Origin of the sequence: Nocardia abscessus NBRC 100374, assembly GCF_000308455.1 — a bacterium.
GTDB lineage: Bacteria > Actinomycetota > Actinomycetes > Mycobacteriales > Mycobacteriaceae > Nocardia > Nocardia abscessus.
The window spans coordinates 29,875-49,406 of record NZ_BAFP01000268.1 but is presented as its reverse complement, the minus strand read 5'-3'; the positions used below and the strand labels follow the sequence as shown (position 1 = coordinate 49,406).

The following is a 19,532-nucleotide window of genomic DNA, read 5'->3' as shown; positions in this document are numbered from 1 at the left end:
GCTCCTTAGGGTGCCTCGACCGGATGGGCCCAGACAGTGATGTTCGCGCCCGCTCGCCGGTAGCTGTAGTTACCTGCGCCGAGGTTGCGACGGATGACGACATACAGGGTCGTGGCCGTGCTGGGGGCGATCGTGCCGGTCGTCGAACCGGCGGTGAACGTGGAAGCGAAGAACGGCCGCATCCTCGCGAACCACTCGATGTACACGGCACTACCCACCCCGCGGGCGACGATGTCGCCGGAGGCGGAGCCGATGCGCACCTCGAGGTCCACCCTCGTGGACCAGTCGGTCGGGACGGAGTAGATCGTCGCGCCGCCAGTGATGTAGGGCCGCCACCGAATCGGCAGGGCCGGGATGTTGATCGTGGCGATCGTGTTCGGGTTCGTGCCGACGTTGGTGATGTCCGCGGCGAACCCACTGGAGGGGTTGTCCCAGGACTGCGCCTCGAGCACACTCCACGGGCCCCTGTACCCCGGCCATTCGGTCGGCGTCCACTTCGATGTGGAGGTGTCCCACAGCGGGATCATGCCGTTGGTGTGGGTGATCGTGTTGTCGTAGTCCGTGCTGTTGCGCAGCGGTCCGGGCGGGCCGGTGAGCCCCTTCTGTCCGGTGCCGCCGCGGGGAACGGTGAGATTGAGCGTCTGCGACGGTGGGGTGCCGGTGATGGACACGATCAGCGGGGAACCGACAGCGCCGGTAGTGACGGTGCCGATCGTCAAGGTGTTGACCTCGCCCGTCTGCCCGAGACCGCCGAAAGCGTCGGTGAATTGCACGAAACGGGTTCCGGTCCAGAACATCACGCTGTTGTCCGACAACACCCGGAAGCTGAATCCGAACATCGCCGAGTTCAACAGTGGAATCAGCGCATCCAACGCCGCGCGGTCGGCGACGTCGCCTTGCCAGCGGAACGGGGTACCCGGATCGCCCTGCGGGCCATCAGGACCCACCGCGCCGTGCAGGTTCTCGTAGCTGCCGTCCGCGGGCGTCCCCTCCAGCGAGGTGACGATCCCCGGATTGCCGACGCCCTCGTTTATCCCCTGGAACAGCGTGGAGTCGAAGTAGTCCCCTACCGTCGTCATCAGAGGCTCACCGGCATCGCGTACACGGTCAAAGCGGCTCCTGCCTGCCTGTATCCGATCGTTCCGGTGGTGGACCCCTGGCGTTCCACCATCACCACGATCTGGCTGGCGCTATTCGCCGGGACCACCGCATAGTCGGAACTTGGGCTCATCCCCACACTGTTGGGGTTGCCGTAGTGCTCAGTGATCTCGACCATGTCCCAGAACGTCTGCCAGGGGTTGGCGCCGATACCCAGCGCTACTCCGGTTTCGTTCCACAACCGCGGGAACACGAACGCATGGCACTGGCCGCTGTTGTCGTTGTACAGCTGGATCGCGCCGAACACCTGCGGGCGCCACGCGAACGGCAGCGCAGGCATCGACGCGGTGAGTACCTTGTACGCGGACACCGCGCCGGAAGCATCCGCGGCGAAAGCGGTATCTGCCCAATGCCACGGCCCGTACCCGCATGGGGGCGGGGTCGGGGCGAATCGGCCAGTGGTCCGCTTGTAGGCGAACATGCTGCGCTTCACCGGACCCTGGGTGGAGTCGTAGTCCGGTGAGGTGGTGATCGTTCCGCTGGAGCCCGGTGCGCCGGTCGCGCCGCGGTCCCCCGCCGGAACGGTGAGCTGGATCGTCTGCGTCGAGGAGTTGACCGGCTTGATCTCGACCGCCGGGATGGTGATCGTCTCGTCCGCGACCACATCCAGCGCGGTCAGGGTATTCGCTGGAGCAACGGGACCTTGCGGGCCCACCGAGCCCGCGCCAGGGTTCACCCAGGAGTCGCCGTCCCAGAAGTCCATCGAATCGTCATCCAGGCGGTGCCACCATTTGCCGCGATCGGTAGCCGTCAGCCCGCCGGGCCGCGCGCCGACGTTGGCGATCTCGCCGACCTTGATGAACGGGGATTGCGGCTCACCAGGGATACCCTGGTCGCCTTCGGGGCCTTCCGGCAGCAGCAACGCCGCAGCGGTCGGTGTGAGCGTGACGTCCGCCGTGATAACGGGCAGCCCGTCGAGGTCTTCCTCTTCGGTGATGGTCACTCGGGCCGGGAAGCTGACGTCGGTCAACGGCTACACCTCCTCCGAAAGTCGTTAGCGAATCAAAAGATCAGAAGATCAAGATCGGCGCCCACATCCATGAAGATCTGCTTGATCGCGCCAGCGGTCTGGCTCAGCCGCGACCACGCCTTCGTGACGGAGTCCTCTTCGTCGGCGCCGTCGCCGATGGTGATCTCCCACCGGCCGGGTGTAGTCCGGTCGTCGGTGTAGCTGGCTTCGGTGACGTAGTCGACGAAGATCAAATCGCCCAGCTTGAAACCGATCTGATCGCCGATCCAGAAGTCCGCGTTCGGCCCGAGGATGTACGGGGCGTTGTCGTGGACGGTGACCTTGTGGCTGGTGTAGCCGCGGGTCTGATGCAGGCCATGCTTGCCAGCCATCAGGCCGTCGATGGTGAAAGCCTTGTCACTACCCGTGACGAAGTGCTCCTGGAAGGCGAACGGACCCGCGCGCTGAATACGGCCCTGGTCTGCGTATTCCGCGAACGCGAGGAACACGTCGTCCAACTGCCCCATGTACAGGGCGTCGAGACCGGGCAGGCCGATCAGTAGACCCAGCCAGGCCAGCGCGTTCTTGATGGCAAAGCTGATGCTCGCGTTCACCCAGCCGGGCGAGCGACCACCGACGAGCACGTGGGTGGCGAGGGGCTTGTGGACGCTGATGTCACTGGCACCGAGCCCGCTGTATTCGCCTTCGTAGTACCAGATCCAGGGGAAGTAGCGACGATTGCCGAGCGGGGTGTTGGCGTACGCCTGCTCGTAATCCCCGCCGGTGGAATAGTCCGGGTACCGGATGGGGGTTACGCCGTCGTCGAAGAAGTCCTCGAAGAACCTGGTGATGCCGTCCAACAGGGTTCCGGTGGCGCCGACGACGTTGGACTTGTCGACCGTGGTGACGTAGACGGTGGGCCGGTCCAGGTAGAACCACTCCGGGTCCGGCTGCTCATCGTCCATGTCCGGCAGGAAGAATTGCGCAGTGAGGCAGACGCCGTTGTCTTGCAGCAGCGGCAGGAACACCTGGTCGGCGTGCTCGAATCTGACCGATACCGCGGCGAACGGGGAGGTGTCGGTGAGGACATTGATGCCGCCCACCGCGATCGGCCACGCGATGGACCCGACCTCCGCCCAGTCCGGTGCGCCGTTCCACTGATCCGCGGACCAGAACGCCTGACGGCGAAGGTAGTTCGCGATCAGCGTGAGATGGATGATGGTGCGAACGCCACCGAACATGAACCAGTGCCGCGGCCACTGCGCCAGCAGGGGGGCGAATGGGGATGCCCAGCAGACGGTGGTGGCGATGTGGTTCCAGCAGTGGATGGCTTCGATCTCGATGGTCTTGTTGCCGCGGTCGTCCACCACTTCCGCTGCCCGGGTGACGAACCCGTCCCACCTCTGCCCGGCCGTCTCGACCGTGATCGGGATGGTCGCGTCCTCGCCGTCGGGGTTGCGGAAGAAGTGATCCCAATGCACCATGTCCGGCGGGCAGGTCATCCGCAGCCCGCCCGCACCGTTCTTGATGTGGGAGAACGTCAGATTGAGGTAGCGGCCTTCCTCGCCTACCTCCGACATCCATTTGTCGTAGTAGCGGACCACCGCCCGCTGATCCCGCCACGCGTCCTGCTCCGCTTTCCTCAGAGCATCCATGCGCCGGACCTCGGTGTGCCCATCCCATGGAGGCGCGGTCACAGTGGCCTCGCGTTCTTCGGCACCAGCGTGCCGACGACTTCGCTCGCGAGGTCGCCGTCCTCGACAGTCACCGCGATCTCCGTGCTCCCCCACGCGGGGATCGGGTTGAGGATGCGGCGGCCCGCCATCTGCGCCCAGACGTTGCGCAGGTACACACCGGAGGTGTTGTATACCCGCGCGGTCCTGTTGCGGGGATGGAGGTCGATCTGTAATGTCTCGCCCTCTGCGAGCAGGGGGCAGCGCAGCATCCGCACCTCCCCCTCTGGGTCCGCATCGGGGTCGTAGTCCTGGATCGAGTACCGGCCGGGGCCCTTGCAGGTGTAGCGCGCCCATGCCGGCTCGGACGCGTCGTTGCGCTGCTTCAGTACGCCCTGGTTGCTCCCGGAGCTGTTGATCCAGGACACTTCTCGCTCCAGCGAGGACCAGAAGGGGTCGAACCCCACCGCGGAGGTGGTGTAGACCTCGTTGCGATTCAGCGCCGCGTCGAGCCCGTTCGTGGGCTCGGGGGCGTCACCCAGATACAGGGGCGTCTTGCGCCAGCCCTTGCCTTTGGTCCACACGCACCAATGACCGGGCTGGTTGCGAGACCAGCCACGCCACCACAGATCGTGGACCTGCTGCCAGTGCCGCATGTCGACGATCCGCAGCCCGACGTGATTGCCGATAGAGACGTTGAAGTCCATCTCCCGCTTCGACACCACCGCGCGGCGGAATGTCGCCCCGTCCTGCCTGGCGCCCTCATCGAACAGCAGAGTGTGCGGCGGGAACGTCCACCCCTTCGGGTCGCCCATCATGATGACGCCCTCAGCGCCCCGGCCCGGCCCGGCGAGATGCCAGGCGCGGCCGTTGACGTCGACCCACACGATCTTCGTGCGGGTGTCGGTCAGCGGGGTCACCGGCGGCGCTCCCTCGCCAGGGCTTGCACGGCGTCGTACACGATCTCTTCGGTGAGATCGAGCCGGCGCAGTCCCTCGGCGAGATCGGCGCACCGAGCGGCGAGCGTCTTCCGCGGTGTGCGCAGCTCGTCACGGAACACCTCGTAGGCGTCCGCGGCGAGCTGCCCGTCCAGCCCGAGCGTGGCGGCGAATTCTTCACGAGTCACCGGCCGAAACCTCCTCCACGCTGGTTGGCGAGAGTCCGCCGCCGATGGACCCGCTCGACCGCAGCTGCGGCGCTGATGGGGTCCATGCCGTAGTTGTTCACCGTCATCGGCGCACCGCCCCCACCCGCGCCCATGCCCGCAACCGCCAGGCCGGTGTCGAGCATCTCCCGCCAGTTGTTCTGCAGCAGGCCCACGAAGTCGGAGCCGGTCTTCGTTGCGAGGCCCGCCGCTTGACTGCCGAGGTTGGCGAGCGCCTGCTCCGGAGTAGCCGCGAGATACCAGGGAGCCGGACCGTTGAACAGGTCGGCCGCCCCTGGGATCGGCAGGTTCGACAGCGGGTGCGTGCTGTCGGCCCCCGCGTTGGGAGTCACCGCCGGGGATGTGGACGTGGGGGCGCCCGGCCCGAAGGCGGTTTGCGACAGCGTCCCGTCCGGAAGCGGCTCGCCGGCGACTCCAGGGAGTCCCGTGGTCGCGGGGCCGCCGAGCAGCTGTGGTGGCCAGTTCACGACGTTGACATCAGTAGCGCCCGCAGTGCCATCGGTGCCGCTTGGTGCGCCCGCGCCCGAACCCGCTCCACCGGAGCCGCCGGTCCCGCCGCTACCGCCAGTGCCGCCGCCGAGCTTGCCGGGCCTGCCACCCTTCGTGGCACCCCCGCCCGTGGCGGGTCCGCCGAGGTCGCCGCCGCGCAGCAGTTCCGCGGGGATGTGCATGTGCTTGTCGAACATCCGGTGCTTGGCACCCGCAGCGTCCGCGCCGACAACGACGCCGTCACCGCCGCGGGACTCGACGTTCGTTCCGTCGCCGAGGGTGAGCGCGGTGTGGCCGTTCGCCCCGCCTCCGCGGTCGAACCAGCCGATGTTGATGCTCCCGGCCGGGCCGAGGCCGGGTTTCGCTCCCTTGGCCGCCAGCCAAGCGCCCTCGTTGACCGTGGACATGCGACCGGAGAAGGGGTCGAGACCGAGCGCTTCGTTGACCACGGCCGCGACGAGACCGGAGCAGTCGATCGCCGTCCGGGAGAAACCGCCCATGAGGTACTTGGCCGGGTCCATGGACTGTGCGAACTTCTTGCCCGGAACCATTCCGCCCTCGGCGAATCCCGGCACAAGGTTGTGCAGGAACTGCGCCGGCGGCACCCATCCGGCGTTGATGGCCTCCAGCAGCGGCAGATTCGCCGCCGTGGACTTCGCGTTGACGATGTACTCACCGGTCGATGCGGCGATCAGCATCGAATCGCTGGTGCCACTTCCCGGGCCACGCAGCAGGCCACCTGTGGCCATATGGGCGTTGGCCCAGCCGATCAGCGACTCACCGTACTCGCGCGCCTTGTCGCGGCCAGGGAACGGGACCGGAGAGTTCCCCGCCAGCTGCAGTATCTGTCCGACCGACTTCACGCCTTCGGCGATCTCGCGGACGATCCCGTCCCACACGGTCTTTACGGTTTTGCCGAGATCAGTGAAGTAGGCGGACATGCCTTGGATGGCGAGTCCTATGACGTCCCTGGCGGTGCGCACGACATCACTGGCCGCGTTGAACTGGTCGGTGAGGTACTGCGACAGCCCCTTGATCGCGGGGATCAGGATCGGCACGATGACGTTGTTCGCTAGCCAGGTGAACGCGTCGATCAGGTCGAGCACTTGCGGCAGGATCGCCACAATTACGTCCATGATCGGCGGGAGCAGCTTCACGCCGAGGTCCACCAACTGCGGAAGCAGCGGCACCAGCGCGGTAAACAGGTCGGTGAAGCTGCGTGCGATGTCCGGGATGTACGGCGCGATGTCGTTGAGCGCGTCGGCGATCGCGGTTCCGATCGCCAGCGCCACATCCGCGAGGACCGGTTGCAGGTCCTTGAACACCGGCAGCATCAAGTCCGCCCACTGGTCGATGACTGGGCCGAGGGCATCGAAAATCGTCGTCAGCGCGGGCGCGAGTGCCTGAATCAGGCCGGACACGACCTCCGCGATCGTGGGAAGAATCGGCGCCACCGCTTCCACCAGAGACGCGAACGCCTCACCGAGTGGCCCGATCGACGGAGCAAGCGCCGTAATCGCTTGGGACAGTACATCCCCGACGATCTGCGCGACCTCGCTCAATGGCTCGACGAGCGGCAGCATGGCCGTGGACAGCGACCGCAGTAGGTCCCCGATCACCGGTAGAACCGGCTCGAGGCCTGCGGCGAAGACGTCGACAAGCTTCGTGATATCCGGCAACAGTGCCGTCAGTGTCTCGGCGAACGTCGCACCGAGACCACCGAGCGACGGTGCAATAGCGCCGATCGATTCCCCGAGAGTCTTGAACAGCGGTCCCAGCGTCGGGCCAACAATATTGCCCATCTCGATGAGCCCGTCGATCAGCGGGTTCAAGCCCTCACCGAGGCCCTGCAGGATGTTGCCGAAGTTGCCGATCAGTTCGGTCAGCGCACCGGAGTTGAAAGCGTCGGTGAAGCTTTCCCCGATCTGGCCGAGCATGTTCGCGAACTGAGCGCCAACCTGATTGGCGACCGGCTCCATAGCCTGCCCCAGGGACAGGAAGCCCTGCGTGGCCTGCTGCAACCCCGGGCCCATGCCGTCGATGAAGTCGGCGGTGCCCGCGAACACTGCTCGAACCCCTTCGAGGTTCTGTGGAGCGGCCCAGAATTCGGCGAACTGCTTCGTCAACCCGTTCATCGAGGCTGCGACGTCGACCATGCCCGCTTTCAGGGTGGGCAGGGCGGCGGTCGCCAGGCGGGTGATGCCCTCGGCTGCATCGTCGAACAGTGCGTCCTGGGTGGCGTTCTTCAGGTCACGCCACATCGGGATGAGGTCGCGTGTCGCGAGCACGAACTCCCGCGCGTTCGGGGAGAGCTTCGCTAACGCTTCGGCGGCCTTGTTCTGCGCCGCGGTCGTCTTGTTCGTAGCGTCAGTTACTGCCTGCTGCGCCTTGGCTACCTGGTCGTTGGCCTTCTCGACAGCCTTCAGTGCGTCCGCTACCCGCTGCTCCGCTTGTGCGGCGCGATCTTTCGCGGCGACTACCTTGTCGCTGCCGTCGACACCCTTCGCGAAGGCGTCGTTGGCTTCCTCTTGGGTGTCGCGGTTCTTCTCCTGCGCCTGCCGATACCTGAACTCCGCGCGCTGCAGGCGCAGGAGGGCCTTCTCGCGGTCCTTCGGAAGCGCCTTGGCGAACTCGTCGCGCGCCTCCCTGAGTGCGAGAGCGGCCTCGGCCTCCGACAGCGACGCATCTTCGAGCTTGAGCTGATAGTCCTCGAGCTCGTTGGCGGCGTCCTTGTACGCCTGAGCGATGTCTCTGGTGGCGTCGCGGGAGTCCTTCTGCGCGTCGGCGAGGTTGCGCTGCGCGTTTTCCACACCGTCGAGCGCGGACTCGAGCTGTTCGTTCGCCGCGGCGATGGCTTTCGCCTGCGCCTGAGCATCCGCACCCGCGGAACTGCCTTCCGCGGACAACGCCTTGAACGCCTCGCCCACGCCCTGCAGTCCGACCGCCGCAGTGGAGATTCCCGCGGCGGCCGCCGGTCCGAGCGCGGCAAGTCCAGCGCCGAGCGCCCCGACCGCGCCCAGCGCCGCACCAGCCGCGCCGCCGATCGCCGCGATGCCTGCTGCGACAGCCGACGCGCCACCGGCGACGGTGGCGAGCCCGCCCAGGGATGTGCCGAGCGACGCCACCCGCGAGATCCCATCTCGGTCGACGTCCACATCGACGTTCTGGGTAATCGGGGTGGCCATCGCCTGCAGTTGGGCGTGTAGCGCAGCCATGTGGGCGATCGCTGCGGCGCTGTCGACATCGACCCCGACGGTGACCTGCCAGTTGTTGCCGGCCTGCGCCAGCGCCAGCCCCACCGACATGCGGTCGCCGAAGTCGCTGAAGTCAGGGATGACATCCACGCTGACGTTGCTGACATGGGCTACGTCGATGTTCGCGCGGATGCTGATCGGGTTGCGCTGGGCGTATCGCTGCGCGTCCCGGACCGCGTCCCGCACTTCGCCGTCGAACGGTCCGGTATCGGCGATGACGGGGATGCGGATGGCCCCGATATGGGAGACGTCGACGTCGGCCTTGATCTTGAGCGGATGCGCGTCCACATACCGTTGGGCGTCGCGCATCGCCCCATACACCGAGCGTGCCAGCTTCTGGGTTTCGCCCAGGATCGACAGGTAGCCGACGCCGAGTTCGAAGGCCTCGCCGGGAGCGGTCACGCAGACACCTCCCATCTGAGGAAATCGTTCATGTCATCGATGGACATCGCCGTGCCGATGCGTTCGGGCTTCGCGATGCCGGGCCGCTGGATCTGCTTCGGCTGGCCGCGGTTGTGCTGCGCAGCCTTGGTTTTCGACCAGAACAGCAAGGCCAAGTAGTCGACCGCGGAGGCGAGCAGCATCTCCTGCAGCCCCCACGGCCAGTCATCACCGCGGAACGCCCTCGATAGGGCCGCGTCGGGTTTCAGCCAAGCGAGGATCGACCGCAGCTCACCCCAGGACAGCCGTTTGGTGCCGAGGTCACGCAGGTGCAGCCCGCGGTCGATCAGATCGGATTCGATCGCTGTCGGGTATGCCTCGATCAGAATTACGAGGCTTTGGATTCCCCCAGCGAGACCCCCGAGTGTGCGCGCCAGGCCAGGATCATGTCGTCGACCACATCGGGGTCGGCGTCCATCACCGCCTCATAGGCTTCCTCGCTGAGGTGCCGCCGCCACAGTTCGTTCATGTACTCCGCCTCGCTGAGGCCGGCCAGCTCGAACGTTTCGCGGTAGGTCAGGAAGGTGAGCGACGGCAGCTCCACCTTGACGCCGTTGATCTCGGTGACGTAGGGGTCTTTGACCCGCTTGGGCTTCTGATCCTTGCCGTTGGTGAGCGCCTTACTGCGTGCAGTGGGCATGTGCGCAGACCTCTTTCATGTCGGAGCGCAGGCACGTTGGGGTGAGGCCCCAGCGATGGCGGGCGGGCCTGCGCATAGGTGGACCCGCCATCACTGGGGGTCTGGTTAGGCGCTGAACACGCCGTCGTCGTAGTAGCGGTAGGCCTTGACGCCGGTGGAGTCCTTGAACGCCTCGACGGTGATCGCGAAACCGGCAAGTTCACCGGCCACGTACGGACGCTCGGTGACCTCGGTGATCTTCGCGTTGGGCAGCACGATGCGCAGCTTGCGAAGGTCGTGGGCCATGTCGAAGATCCACGCCCGGTGCGGCAGCACCGATCCGGTCTCCTCGACCGTGATCAGCGTGCCGGTCGACGCCGTCGCCGCGGTGACGGTGACGTTGTCCGCGCCGAACACCTGAGTAAGGACGTCGGAGTCCCACGCTGCGTAGAGGGTCAGCGAGAACCGCACGGAGTGCTCAGTCTGCAGCTGGGCGATGATGTCGGCGTTCCAGTCGCGGATCGCGTTGACAGTCCGCTCACCCTGCGGTTCGAGGCCGTCTTCGGAGACATATCCGAGAGGCTTGAACGCCACGTTGGGAGTCGCGGCAGCGGTGGTAGGCACGGTGGTGCCGATCGGGGCGACGAGGATTCCGCCAGTGACGGTGTCGTAGGTGCCCGCGCCGATTTTGGTAGTGGTTGGCAGAGCCATTGTGGATGTCTCCCTTGGGATTTGCGCAGGCCCGAGGGGAGTTATTCAGTTGTCCACCTAGCGCGGGGCTAGGACAGCGGGGCGCCGTTCATGACGAGTTCGGCGGTGATGAGGTAGCGCGGGGTGCCCGTGTCGGGATCCGGCGAGTAGGACACGCCGCGGTCGATGGCCTTCCCGACCCACGCAGACCCGAGATAGCCGGGCGCGGCCGCGACGATCAACGCCCGAGTGACGGAAGCCAGCTCCGCCGCACCGGCACCTGAGGTGTCCCAGCATTCGGCGACGATTCGGGGGGTGTCGGTGATCAGGTTGGTCCGAGGGCCACCGATCCTGACGACGCGAACGAACCGGTCCGGCCGCGGGTCCGGCACTTCGGCGACCACGGGATCGGTCACCCCGCGCGCTGCCAGAGCAGACGCCAGGTAATCCGCCAAGGTGATCACAATGTCGGGGAAGGTGACCGGGATCATCGCTGTTGCATCGCGTCGACGACACGCCCCAGAAGGGTGTGGTTGCGGGCGTTGTCGCGGATCGCGGCTGCGGTTGCGGTGATCACCGCCGCGCGGGCACGGGTCGGGCCCTCACCACTTCGGGCGATGTACCCGCCGCCACTTGCCTCGTTGGCGGCTCGGGCGCCGATGACCGCGATGTCGTACAGGGCGGATTCGACCTGCTCGGAGCGACGGATCTTGGTGAAGACTTCTCGCTTCCAGCGGACCTTCGGTGCTGCCATCAGCCGCTCACCCTCCTCAGGTTCACTACCGAGCCGGGCTGCCACCCGAACGGGCCGTGGTTGCAGTCCTGCACATCTCCGATGACCTCGAACCGTCCCGCTGGACCCGCCGGAAGGTCGATGCGACTCTTCGGCGTTGGCACGAATCCCGCCGGAACCAGTAGCTCGACGTCGACGATCACCCTGTCGGGATGGCCGGCGAGTTTCGGATCCGAAGTGGAGGGGACATGCCACCCGTAGACCAGCACTTCGGTGCCGGGCTGATCCAGCGGCGGCGCGAATGTCGCTGGGTTCCGGTACGGGTCAGGCCCGCCGGGGGTGTATTCGTGGTACTCCACCGTCTGCGAGGCTTGCATCACGCCTCACCGGCCGAAGACATCCACCCTCCAGGGCGTGGTGCGGATGGTGCCGTACTTGGCTCGCTTGCCGATGCCGCGCAGGGCGTCGAGTTCGTCTTCCGGGAAATACAGCAGCCCGGAGTCCGGTCCCTTCGCACGGGACACGCTGAACACCGACGCTGTCTCCTGTGAAGCCCCTGACGGGTTACGGAACACGCGAAGGATCGCGTCGGAGACCATCGCCTTCGCCCTGGCTAGCCTGGCGGCGTCGCTGGTGGTAGCCATCGACGGCACCAGGCTGATCAGGAGGTTCTCAGCGTCCTCGATCTTCGCCGCAAGCCATGCGTCACGCGACTCGGGAATGACTCCCTCGTATCGTGCGCGCACGTCGTCCGCGGTGGCGAACATCAGACCGGCACTCCGGCCTTCTCGCACGCGGCGATGATGTCCTCACGCTTCCAGTCAGCTTCGACCTCGACACCGTGAGCGGACGCATAGTCCGCCCACTTCTGCCGGGATGCGCCGGGGCCGCCCTGCGGCGGCGGGCCGTCCGGGTTCTCGGTGGCCGGCTCGTCGGCAGAGTCGATGGCCGCGGACTCGTCGGCGGCCTTCTCTGCGTCAGCCCACACGTTCGGGTTCGTGATCTTGTTGCGCGCCCAGTCGGGTACCACATGATCCGGCCCGAACGCATGAACGGTGCCCATGTCGTCGGTGACGTAGACGTAGACGTTCAGGCGACTCATGCGATCACCGTCGCAACCAGCAGCTTCTTCGGCTGCGCCAGGATGGGCAGAGCGACCGCGTCCACGTAGGTGAACTTGCGGAACGGGATGCCGTCCTCGCGCACGATCACGCCGACAACACCGGAGGCGGTCTCGAGCTGAACGTTGCGGGACTGCAGTTCCATCGCCGTGGTGGGGGTGCCCCACGCGGTGAACCCGAGGTCGCCGAGGTTGTCCGGCAGGAACAGCAGCTTATTCGCCGCCAGCACCCGAGTGGAGGTGCCATCGACATCGAAGTTGCTGTTGTAGTCGGTGCCGAACGTCGGCAGCCCTTCACTCTCGAGCAGGCCATTCAATTCCGCGGTGGTGACCCGGGTCTTGCCCTGAGTGGCACCGTAGACGGCGTCGATGATCTGCTTGTTCTGCTCCACCAGGCGGCGCACCTGCTGGGAGGTCGCGATCCGGCCCGGCGTGGTGCCGTTGGTGGCCTCGTACACGTCCGACCAGGCGATGAGGTCGGTGAGCGGGGTGGAGTTCGTCATATCGGACCACAACGTGCCCGGCGCGACGACCTGATCGCCAGGGATGCCGAAGTCGACCTCCTGCTGGACGCCGTTCTCGTTGATGTTGATGACGCCATCGGTGAGGACATCGCCCCAGGCCAGTTCGACCCGGTTGAAGACCTGCATGGTCAGGTTGTCGAGGTCGTTGTAGACCGCGTTGACCAGCTTCGCCTGGATCGTGCCGCCGATGTTGGCGAACTCGATCTGACGCCGCTCGTACTCACCCTGGGACAGCTGACCGCCCAGCGGGAGCATCTTGACACGCTTCTCCGAACCGGTGTCACGCGCCGACACCCACGGCGAACCGTCCCAGTGGCGGTACTTCGCGGCCCGGTTGGTCTTCACGATCTCCACGAAGTCCACCGTGTCGGTGTCGAAGTCCCTGCGAGGGAACAGGTTCGAAAACGCCAGGTTCGAGGGCGTCGGGATGTTCTGTGTATAGGTTGCGGTCGCGTCCAACGGGACGGGGCCGTCGAGGAAAAGACCCATTGTTCAGCTCTCCCTTACGCCTCGAACCGGATGTTCTTCAGGTCTGCTTTGCCGTTGGTGTCGATCGACCCGGGGCCGGTCTGGAACGGCAGCTTGCTGGCCGAGACGATGCCGTGCACGAGCGCGCCGGTACCGGCCTTATCGACAACCGAACCGTTCTGGCGGACCGCCTGAACCGGGGCGAAGGTGATGCCGTAGGCGACCTCGCGGCCGTCGCTGGCAGTATCGTCGTACGGGCCGAACAGGCCGGTAGCGGTGACCTGACCAATCACGCAACCCGACGGGATGTAGCCGTTCGGGTAGTGACCGGTGACGCCCGCCGTAGCTGTCGTGACGGAAACCGACGGCGAGGAGCCACCGGTCAGACCGGCGCCGCTGGCGGTCATCTGCGCGACGTTCCGGTCGGCCAGAGCGCCACCGAAGGTCACGGTGTACGGCCCACCCGCCGAGCCGGTGACCGTGACGTCACCAGCGCCGACGTTGGACAGCGCCACCAAAGCAGACTGCACCGCCGACGCGGCCGCATTGTGGGCAATGCCAGCAGTGGTCTGCCCGGAAAGGGTGAGAGTCCAGGTGCCGCCGGTCGGCGATCCGGTGATGGTGACCGTCTGGACCTCGTCCACGTTGTTCTGCGAGAACAGGCTGATGTCGAGGGTCACGTTGGGGCTGTGATCGGTGCCGTGGCGCGCGAGCAACCACTGCTTGTTGTCCACCTGGTAGGTGGTGGTGACGAGCGCAATGTCCGTGGACATGCGTTCCTCCTTCGGTTAAGTGGTCTTGGTGCCGTGCCGGCGTGCGGCCGCGGCCTTTCCTTGCTCGATGCCGGAGGCGCCCGGCGGCCTGGTGGAGTGCTGGCCCCAATCGCGGTGCTGCGGCAGGCCCGAGCCGAACTGGCGGGGCTGGCCGTAGATGGTGGTGAGATGCCTCGTCACCGCTTCCGCGTCGATCTCGCCGTCCTCGCCGACGAACTTCGCCGTGTCGACGATGTCCATGAACGACTTCAGCTGCTCCTCATCGGTGAGGATCCGACCGGCGATCGCTTCCAGGCGTGCGGTCCGGTATTTGCCCTGCCATTCCTGCGCGACCTCTGCGCGCGTCGCCTCCTGTGCCTGAGAGACGGCGTCTGCGACGGCCCTCTCTTCGGCGCTCATCCGCTCCGACTGGAGCGTTTGAAGCTGGGTTTCCAGTTCCGCGATCTGCTGCGGGGTCTTACCCCCGTACGCCTTGACGGCGCCTTCATGCTTGCGGGCGTGGTACTTCCAGTAGGCGGCTTGCTGCTCGGGTGCCATGTCCTCGACCGGCGTCTTCTTCGGGAAGCCGTGCGGGGTCATCTCCGGCGCATCCGGAGTCTCCGGGGCGTCGGGTGCATCCTCGGAACCGCCGAGGACGGGCCAGATCGGGCCCCGCTTGCTCATGCCGAGCGCACGCAGGCCGGTAACAGGATGGATGGGCAGGTGGGGCATCGAGTCTCCCTGTCGGAGAGTGAATGGATTGCCCCTGTCGGGGCCGGCCGCCGTCAGGCGGAACGTCTAGACCGCCGGATCGGCGGGGACCGGGAAGTACGGCACCGGAGATCCCTTTTCGGGGACCAGCATCGGGCCGAGCTCGGCGTGGTCGACGACCTTGTACCGGGTGCGCTTCAGCCGTCGGTTGGTGTTTCCGCCCGCGGCGGCGTACAAGGCGTCCAAGTCTTGGCGGTTGAGGAACCGGCCGGGGTCGTAGTCCTCGAAGACCGGCAGCACCGTGCATTTGCACAGGAAGTGGATCGCCTTCAGGGTCTCGACGGTGTACATGCGGTCCGCGGCGACCACGCACATGCCGCACACGCCACCCATGGACATTTCTGGGTGGATGATGCGGCGATACCCGACAACAGTCCGGTCAAGGTCGACGGTTTGCGTCTGGGTCATCGCCTGGTACTCGACGCGGGCGCGGACGGCTTGCAAGTTGCCGTCGACGATCGTCGCGACCCGGTTCTCCGCCGCGTGAGTCGCTTGCGCGTGCGTCCGGCCGCGGGATCGGCTGTAGCGGTAGGTTTCCGCGACGCGCTCGAACACCCGGGCGTTGGTCGCTTCCTCCCGCGCCACGGTGCGCTCGCTACCGTCGTCATAGGTGACATGAACACGGGTGCGGTGCCGAGGCTCCTCGACCGCTTCCGGTGTTGGAGCGGCAAGAGTCCGGACATCGTCAGGGACACGCTGTGCGACCACGATCCGCGCGCCCGCGGCCTGAAACGCCGCGGTCTGGCTGGCCGCGGTCACCCTGGCAACCACCTGCTGCGTAGATGTCATCACCCGGCCCGCGTCGACCGCGAAGTTCGCCACCTCACGGTCGTCGTACGGGTTGGTGTTGCGCCACCGCTGCGTGATCCGCTCGGCCGCCGAGGTCTGCGCTCGACCGATGGCCGCCGTGGCGGCCCGGATCATCGCCGCCAGTGAGGCGAACCCGTCCTCTTCGGAATTCGACGACTGTGCCGCCTGCGCGGCCACATACAGGGCCGCGGCCGTTGCGTACGCGTCCGCGTAGCTGGTCTGCTGCGGCTGCGTCGGCTGCGTCACGCCGGGACCTGTTCAGGCCGCTCAGGCTGCTGCTGGTTCTGGTTCTGTTGCGCAGGAGTGGTCGGCGCCGTCGCCATGCTCAGGAGCTGTTCGGCGGCGAGCTCGGTGATGTTCTCTTCCGCCTCCTGGGGCGTCATGCCCCAGATGTCCACCAGGATCCGCTTCGTGGACAGCACGCCCTTCGCTTGCGCGGTCGCCGAACCCTTGTCAGCGAGGCTGTTGCTCTCCAGCGCACCCCAATCCAGCTTGACCTTCGCGCCCCGCTCGGCCTGGCCCGCGAACGCGAACGCCATCCGGAACAGCAACTTGATCTTCGGCGCTACCCGGGCGCGGCGGTCCTTCACCTTATGGTTGATGCCCTCCCGCACCAGGCTCGCGCCCTCGGCGGACTGGTTCGCCGAGTCGGGGCTGATCAGGTGCATGGGGGTCGTCGTCACCGCGGCGAACTCGCGCACGTCGTCACGCTTGGCGTTGATGATCGGCGTCAGGTCAGCCTGGGTGGACTCCCAGAACTTCACGCCCGCCGGAACCCGCCACAACGCGCCCGGATCCGCGGAGAAGATCTCCTTGAACTCCTCCAGCGTCAACGGCTCGTCGTCGTCGCCTTCGAGGTCGCCCTCCACCGCGCGCTGCTTGAACGACTGGTACCAGGCGATGACGATCCGTTGCAACGTGGTGTCGTTGATCCGGTCCAGCAGATCCAGGTGGGGCTCGAACTCGCCCTGTCCATCCTTGTTGTCGATCCGGATGCCCGGGATACCACCGAGTTCGTCGATTCCCACGACGTCTTCGGGTTCGCCGTCCCATTCCCACTTCGAGAAGCTGACACCGAACTGGTTGGCCGGCTTCCTCGCCCGGAACATCTTCCCGGGAAGGAACAGGGTCGCCTTGTCCTCGTCGAACATCGCGTCATAACTGCGCACCAGCAACGCGCGAAGTACTTGCGGGTTGTCCGGGTGCGGGTCGCCGATGCAATTGCGCGGATCCAGCGCCTTGATCAACGGCGCCGCCGTGCTCCCCCGCTTCGGAGCGACCACCATCGCATACGCTTCGCTCATCACGAACAGGTAGGCGAACAGATCCTGAATCTCCGCCTCGAGGTTGGACACCTCGGCGATCTGATTCGCCAGATCATCCCCACCCACGTTGTCGACACCAGTGGAAACACTGTTCAGCGCCATCCGATTCAGCATCGCCGCGATACACATGCCGGCATAGTTCGAGCGGGCCTTGCGCATCACCGCCCGGAACACCTCGGTGTACTCCGAGGCGACCTGCGGCAGCGGCGCACGCCCGATGTAGTACGCCCACAACCGCTCCAGGCGATCCCGGCGGCTGTCAGCGTCCCGAGGGTCGGCGTAGTACCCGATATCGGGATTCCAACGCTGCGGCACGCGCGCGTCGAACCCTCGCATCAGCTTCTCGAACCACCAGGCGGGCGAGCCGACCTCATCAGCGCCTTCCACCGCTCACCGCCTCACCGGATCCGGGCGGCCCTGCGGCCGCGGGTCTTCTTCTCGGGTGGTTTCGCCACGACATCCATCCGTGCCCGCCACGACAGAATCGCGGCCATGCACGCGTCGAACTTCCTCGTCGGATGCAGCTTTCCGAGGATCCACATCCGCTCCCCACGCTCGTCCAGCAAGTTCGTCACGCGCTTGCCCGCGTTGCCGATATGCCGGGCCAGGTCCGGGTCGCCGTTGTGGGAGATCCGGCCGGTGTCTATCGCCTCGGTGAAGTCACCGATCGCGTTCACCATCGGCCGGGTGCGGTTGGTCCACCACTCCTGCACGATCTCGTCGCCGTAGCGCACCGACCATTCACCGACGGTGTTGTTCCAGTGCGGCGGATCGCAATACAGCCGCTCGACACGGAACCGCTTCATCAGCTCGTCGAGCTTCGCGGTTACCTCCGCTTCGGGGACTTCCCAGTCCTCCTCGGCGTCGTCCGGCCGCTCCCACAAGCCAGCGAGTTCCTGGAAGCCGGTAGCGATGTCGGTGACTACGAACGCTGTGGCGTCGCGCATCCGGGCGCCGTCGAAGCCGATCGTCACTCTTGAGCGGACCGGGATCACCTCGCCGGTCAGCTGCAGCGTGTTCCATTTCCGGACGTCGAACGCTTGCGCAGCCATCTGCGTCCACCGGTTGGTCCAGACTCGCTCGAGGTAGGTCTTGTCTGCCTTCGGCCGGTCCCACTGCCCTGCGATGCCCTCGATATCCGACCACTCCGCAACATCCGGGCCGGAGGCTTCGGTGATCGCTTGGATTCGGTCTTCGTACCGGTCCAGGTCATAGCCGTCGGAGGCTTGGCGGTGGAAGAAGAAGAACGACGGGCGCTCTACCTCATTCCGGGCGATCTTCTCGGCCTCGAAGAACTCGTCCTCCGCGACCGAATCCTGTCCCGGCTGACCCGCAGTGGTGAATGAGGCCATCCACGGATCCTCGAGCGGCCGTTTCGGCAAGTTGGCGATCATCGTCTCTACCGCCGCTTTGTGATTCGGCAGGTAGAGGCGGTGGGTCTCATCCAGGATCTGGCAGGTGGTGCGCGCACCGTCTCGGGCGTTCGGCGCGCCGGCCAACGGAACCGCTTTTCCGTCTGCCCGGCTGTCGTGCCCGATGCGGATGATGCGATCCAGGCCGATGTCGAAGCACTCGGGGTCGGCGCCTTCCTCGCACACCACCATCAGCGCGCCGTACGCCAGCTCGGCGACCTGCTCCTGAGTGTTGGCGAGCATCGGAATGTACGGATCGGCCACCGGTCGGCCCAGACGTGGGGTTCCGTCCTTCTCGAACCCGTTGAATCTCACCGGCGCGTCCGGGTGCAGCTCAGCGAACGCGATCCATGCCGCCAGCTCCGTCTTCGCCGAACCCTTCCGGACACTGAGCCCGCAACGCTGGAACCGTCGCCGACCAGCGCGGGGATGGCCTTGCGGGAACACCTCATAGGCGCGGTAGATCCACAGCTTCTGGTCGGAGTTCAGCCGCGCAGGCTGCCCCTTGAGACTGCCGGGCCCGAAGACCGCCTTCTCCTCGATGAACTCGACAACCTGATCGCCGAGGGTTGGGAAGGACTCGTCCTCGAGCGGGGGGACGATGCGGAGCATTTACGCGCCGCGCGCGGCCTGCCGCGGATCCGGCGCGGCCGACGGCTTCCGGGCGGCGCGGCGCTGCTTGGTCCGCTCCTCCGCCTCTTCACCGCGGAAAATCTCCCACTGCAGCGAACGCCGGGCCATGGGGGTGAGGCCACACTCGCGCAGATGGTGCCGAGCCTCCGCCGCCGAGGTCACACGCGACGCCGCCGAGGTGTCGTCATCCCACACCTGCTGAATCAGGCGAGCAGCCAGGAACAGCGTGTGCCGATCCGACTCGGTCCACTCCGGCGCCATCGGCGAAGACCAGCAGTCCTCCCACCACGCCAGCACCGCAGGGTGCCAGTCCACATGATCGGGAAGCGCTGGGATGTCCGGGTTCTCCACCGCGCGAAGTGTCGCCCGAGTGGAGGTCTTGTTGCGGCGGGCCCGCAGGCCCGACGGCTTCGAAGCAGCCATGACGGCACCTCCTTCGCGGGGCCAGCCCGTGGCGGGCGCGACCCCCTCGGTCGTACGGAGGGAAATGTGCAGAACGCCCCTGTATGGCCGCCGGCCCGGGGAGGGGGGTCCCGGGCCTAGGCG

21 protein-coding genes are annotated in these 19,532 nt (G+C 66.4%); all 21 read right to left on the bottom strand.

Annotation, left to right across the window (positions count from 1 at the left end; genetic code table 11):
• Nucleotides 1–5: 5 nt before the first annotated feature.
• Nucleotides 6–1,079 carry a hypothetical protein gene (locus ON19_RS34275; RefSeq protein WP_043702570.1) on the bottom strand — a complete coding sequence of 358 codons (1,074 nt, stop codon included), beginning with the start codon at nucleotides 1,077–1,079 and terminating at the stop codon, nucleotides 6–8.
• Complete coding sequence (locus tag ON19_RS34270; protein WP_043702568.1) at nucleotides 1,079–2,128, bottom strand: hypothetical protein; 1,050 nt, start codon at nucleotides 2,126–2,128, stop codon at nucleotides 1,079–1,081. Before ON19_RS34270 ends, ON19_RS34275 begins: the two co-directional genes overlap by 1 nt.
• A 32-nt stretch (nucleotides 2,129–2,160) precedes the next feature.
• A complete protein-coding gene (locus tag ON19_RS34265; protein ID WP_043702565.1) occupies nucleotides 2,161–3,762 on the bottom strand; it encodes a Gp37-like protein in 1,602 nt (533 codons plus the stop codon).
• 38 nt (nucleotides 3,763–3,800) lie between these two features.
• Nucleotides 3,801–4,700, bottom strand: coding sequence for a hypothetical protein (locus ON19_RS34260; RefSeq protein WP_043702563.1), 900 nt, complete (start codon nucleotides 4,698–4,700; stop codon nucleotides 3,801–3,803).
• Nucleotides 4,697–4,906 carry a hypothetical protein gene (locus tag ON19_RS34255; RefSeq protein WP_043702559.1) on the bottom strand — a complete coding sequence of 70 codons (210 nt, stop codon included), beginning with the start codon at nucleotides 4,904–4,906 and terminating at the stop codon, nucleotides 4,697–4,699. Before ON19_RS34255 ends, ON19_RS34260 begins: the two co-directional genes overlap by 4 nt.
• A complete protein-coding gene (locus ON19_RS34250) occupies nucleotides 4,903–9,090 on the bottom strand; it encodes a hypothetical protein (RefSeq protein WP_157229988.1) in 4,188 nt (1,395 codons plus the stop codon). The genes ON19_RS34255 and ON19_RS34250 overlap by 4 nt, the downstream gene beginning before the upstream one ends.
• A complete protein-coding gene (locus ON19_RS34245) occupies nucleotides 9,087–9,281 on the bottom strand; it encodes a DUF5361 domain-containing protein (protein WP_255218449.1) in 195 nt (64 codons plus the stop codon). The genes ON19_RS34250 and ON19_RS34245 overlap by 4 nt, the downstream gene beginning before the upstream one ends.
• Nucleotides 9,282–9,457: 176 nt before the next feature.
• On the bottom strand, nucleotides 9,458–9,769 hold the full coding sequence (locus ON19_RS34240) for a hypothetical protein (protein ID WP_043702551.1): 312 nt from the start codon (nucleotides 9,767–9,769) through the stop codon (nucleotides 9,458–9,460).
• 105 nt (nucleotides 9,770–9,874) lie between these two features.
• The gene (locus ON19_RS34235) at nucleotides 9,875–10,459 is read right to left on the bottom strand and encodes a phage tail tube protein (RefSeq protein WP_051169592.1); all 585 of its coding nucleotides are present in this window, start codon (nucleotides 10,457–10,459) and stop codon (nucleotides 9,875–9,877) included.
• Nucleotides 10,460–10,527: 68 nt separating this feature from the next.
• Complete coding sequence (locus ON19_RS34230; protein ID WP_043702550.1) at nucleotides 10,528–10,929, bottom strand: hypothetical protein; 402 nt, start codon at nucleotides 10,927–10,929, stop codon at nucleotides 10,528–10,530.
• Complete coding sequence (locus ON19_RS34225) at nucleotides 10,926–11,192, bottom strand: hypothetical protein (protein WP_043702547.1); 267 nt, start codon at nucleotides 11,190–11,192, stop codon at nucleotides 10,926–10,928. Before ON19_RS34225 ends, ON19_RS34230 begins: the two co-directional genes overlap by 4 nt.
• Nucleotides 11,192–11,548 (bottom strand): hypothetical protein, encoded by a 357-nt coding sequence (locus ON19_RS34220; protein ID WP_043702544.1) that lies wholly within the window; start codon nucleotides 11,546–11,548, stop codon nucleotides 11,192–11,194. The genes ON19_RS34225 and ON19_RS34220 overlap by 1 nt, the downstream gene beginning before the upstream one ends.
• A 6-nt stretch (nucleotides 11,549–11,554) precedes the next feature.
• Nucleotides 11,555–11,938: a hypothetical protein gene (locus ON19_RS34215; protein WP_043702541.1), complete on the bottom strand. Its 384-nt coding sequence runs from the start codon at nucleotides 11,936–11,938 to the stop codon at nucleotides 11,555–11,557.
• Nucleotides 11,938–12,273: a hypothetical protein gene (locus ON19_RS34210; RefSeq protein ID WP_043702539.1), complete on the bottom strand. Its 336-nt coding sequence runs from the start codon at nucleotides 12,271–12,273 to the stop codon at nucleotides 11,938–11,940. The genes ON19_RS34215 and ON19_RS34210 overlap by 1 nt, the downstream gene beginning before the upstream one ends.
• Entirely contained in the window at nucleotides 12,270–13,304 is a 1,035-nt protein-coding gene (locus tag ON19_RS34205; protein WP_043702536.1) for a major capsid protein, read from the bottom strand. The genes ON19_RS34210 and ON19_RS34205 overlap by 4 nt, the downstream gene beginning before the upstream one ends.
• Before the next feature lie 14 nt (nucleotides 13,305–13,318).
• Entirely contained in the window at nucleotides 13,319–14,056 is a 738-nt protein-coding gene (locus tag ON19_RS43490; RefSeq protein WP_051169591.1) for a head decoration protein, read from the bottom strand.
• Between the two features lie 15 nt (nucleotides 14,057–14,071).
• Complete coding sequence (locus ON19_RS39455) at nucleotides 14,072–14,767, bottom strand: phasin family protein (protein ID WP_157229987.1); 696 nt, start codon at nucleotides 14,765–14,767, stop codon at nucleotides 14,072–14,074.
• A 66-nt stretch (nucleotides 14,768–14,833) separates the two neighbouring features.
• Nucleotides 14,834–15,862: a hypothetical protein gene (locus ON19_RS39450; RefSeq protein ID WP_051169589.1), complete on the bottom strand. Its 1,029-nt coding sequence runs from the start codon at nucleotides 15,860–15,862 to the stop codon at nucleotides 14,834–14,836.
• Complete coding sequence (locus ON19_RS34180) at nucleotides 15,859–17,328, bottom strand: phage portal protein (protein WP_051169588.1); 1,470 nt, start codon at nucleotides 17,326–17,328, stop codon at nucleotides 15,859–15,861. Before ON19_RS34180 ends, ON19_RS39450 begins: the two co-directional genes overlap by 4 nt.
• A gap of 11 nt (nucleotides 17,329–17,339) precedes the next feature.
• Nucleotides 17,340–18,965: a terminase large subunit domain-containing protein gene (locus ON19_RS34175; protein ID WP_043702532.1), complete on the bottom strand. Its 1,626-nt coding sequence runs from the start codon at nucleotides 18,963–18,965 to the stop codon at nucleotides 17,340–17,342.
• Complete coding sequence (locus tag ON19_RS34170; RefSeq protein ID WP_043702529.1) at nucleotides 18,966–19,409, bottom strand: phage terminase small subunit; 444 nt, start codon at nucleotides 19,407–19,409, stop codon at nucleotides 18,966–18,968.
• Between the last annotated feature and the right edge of the window lie 123 nt (nucleotides 19,410–19,532).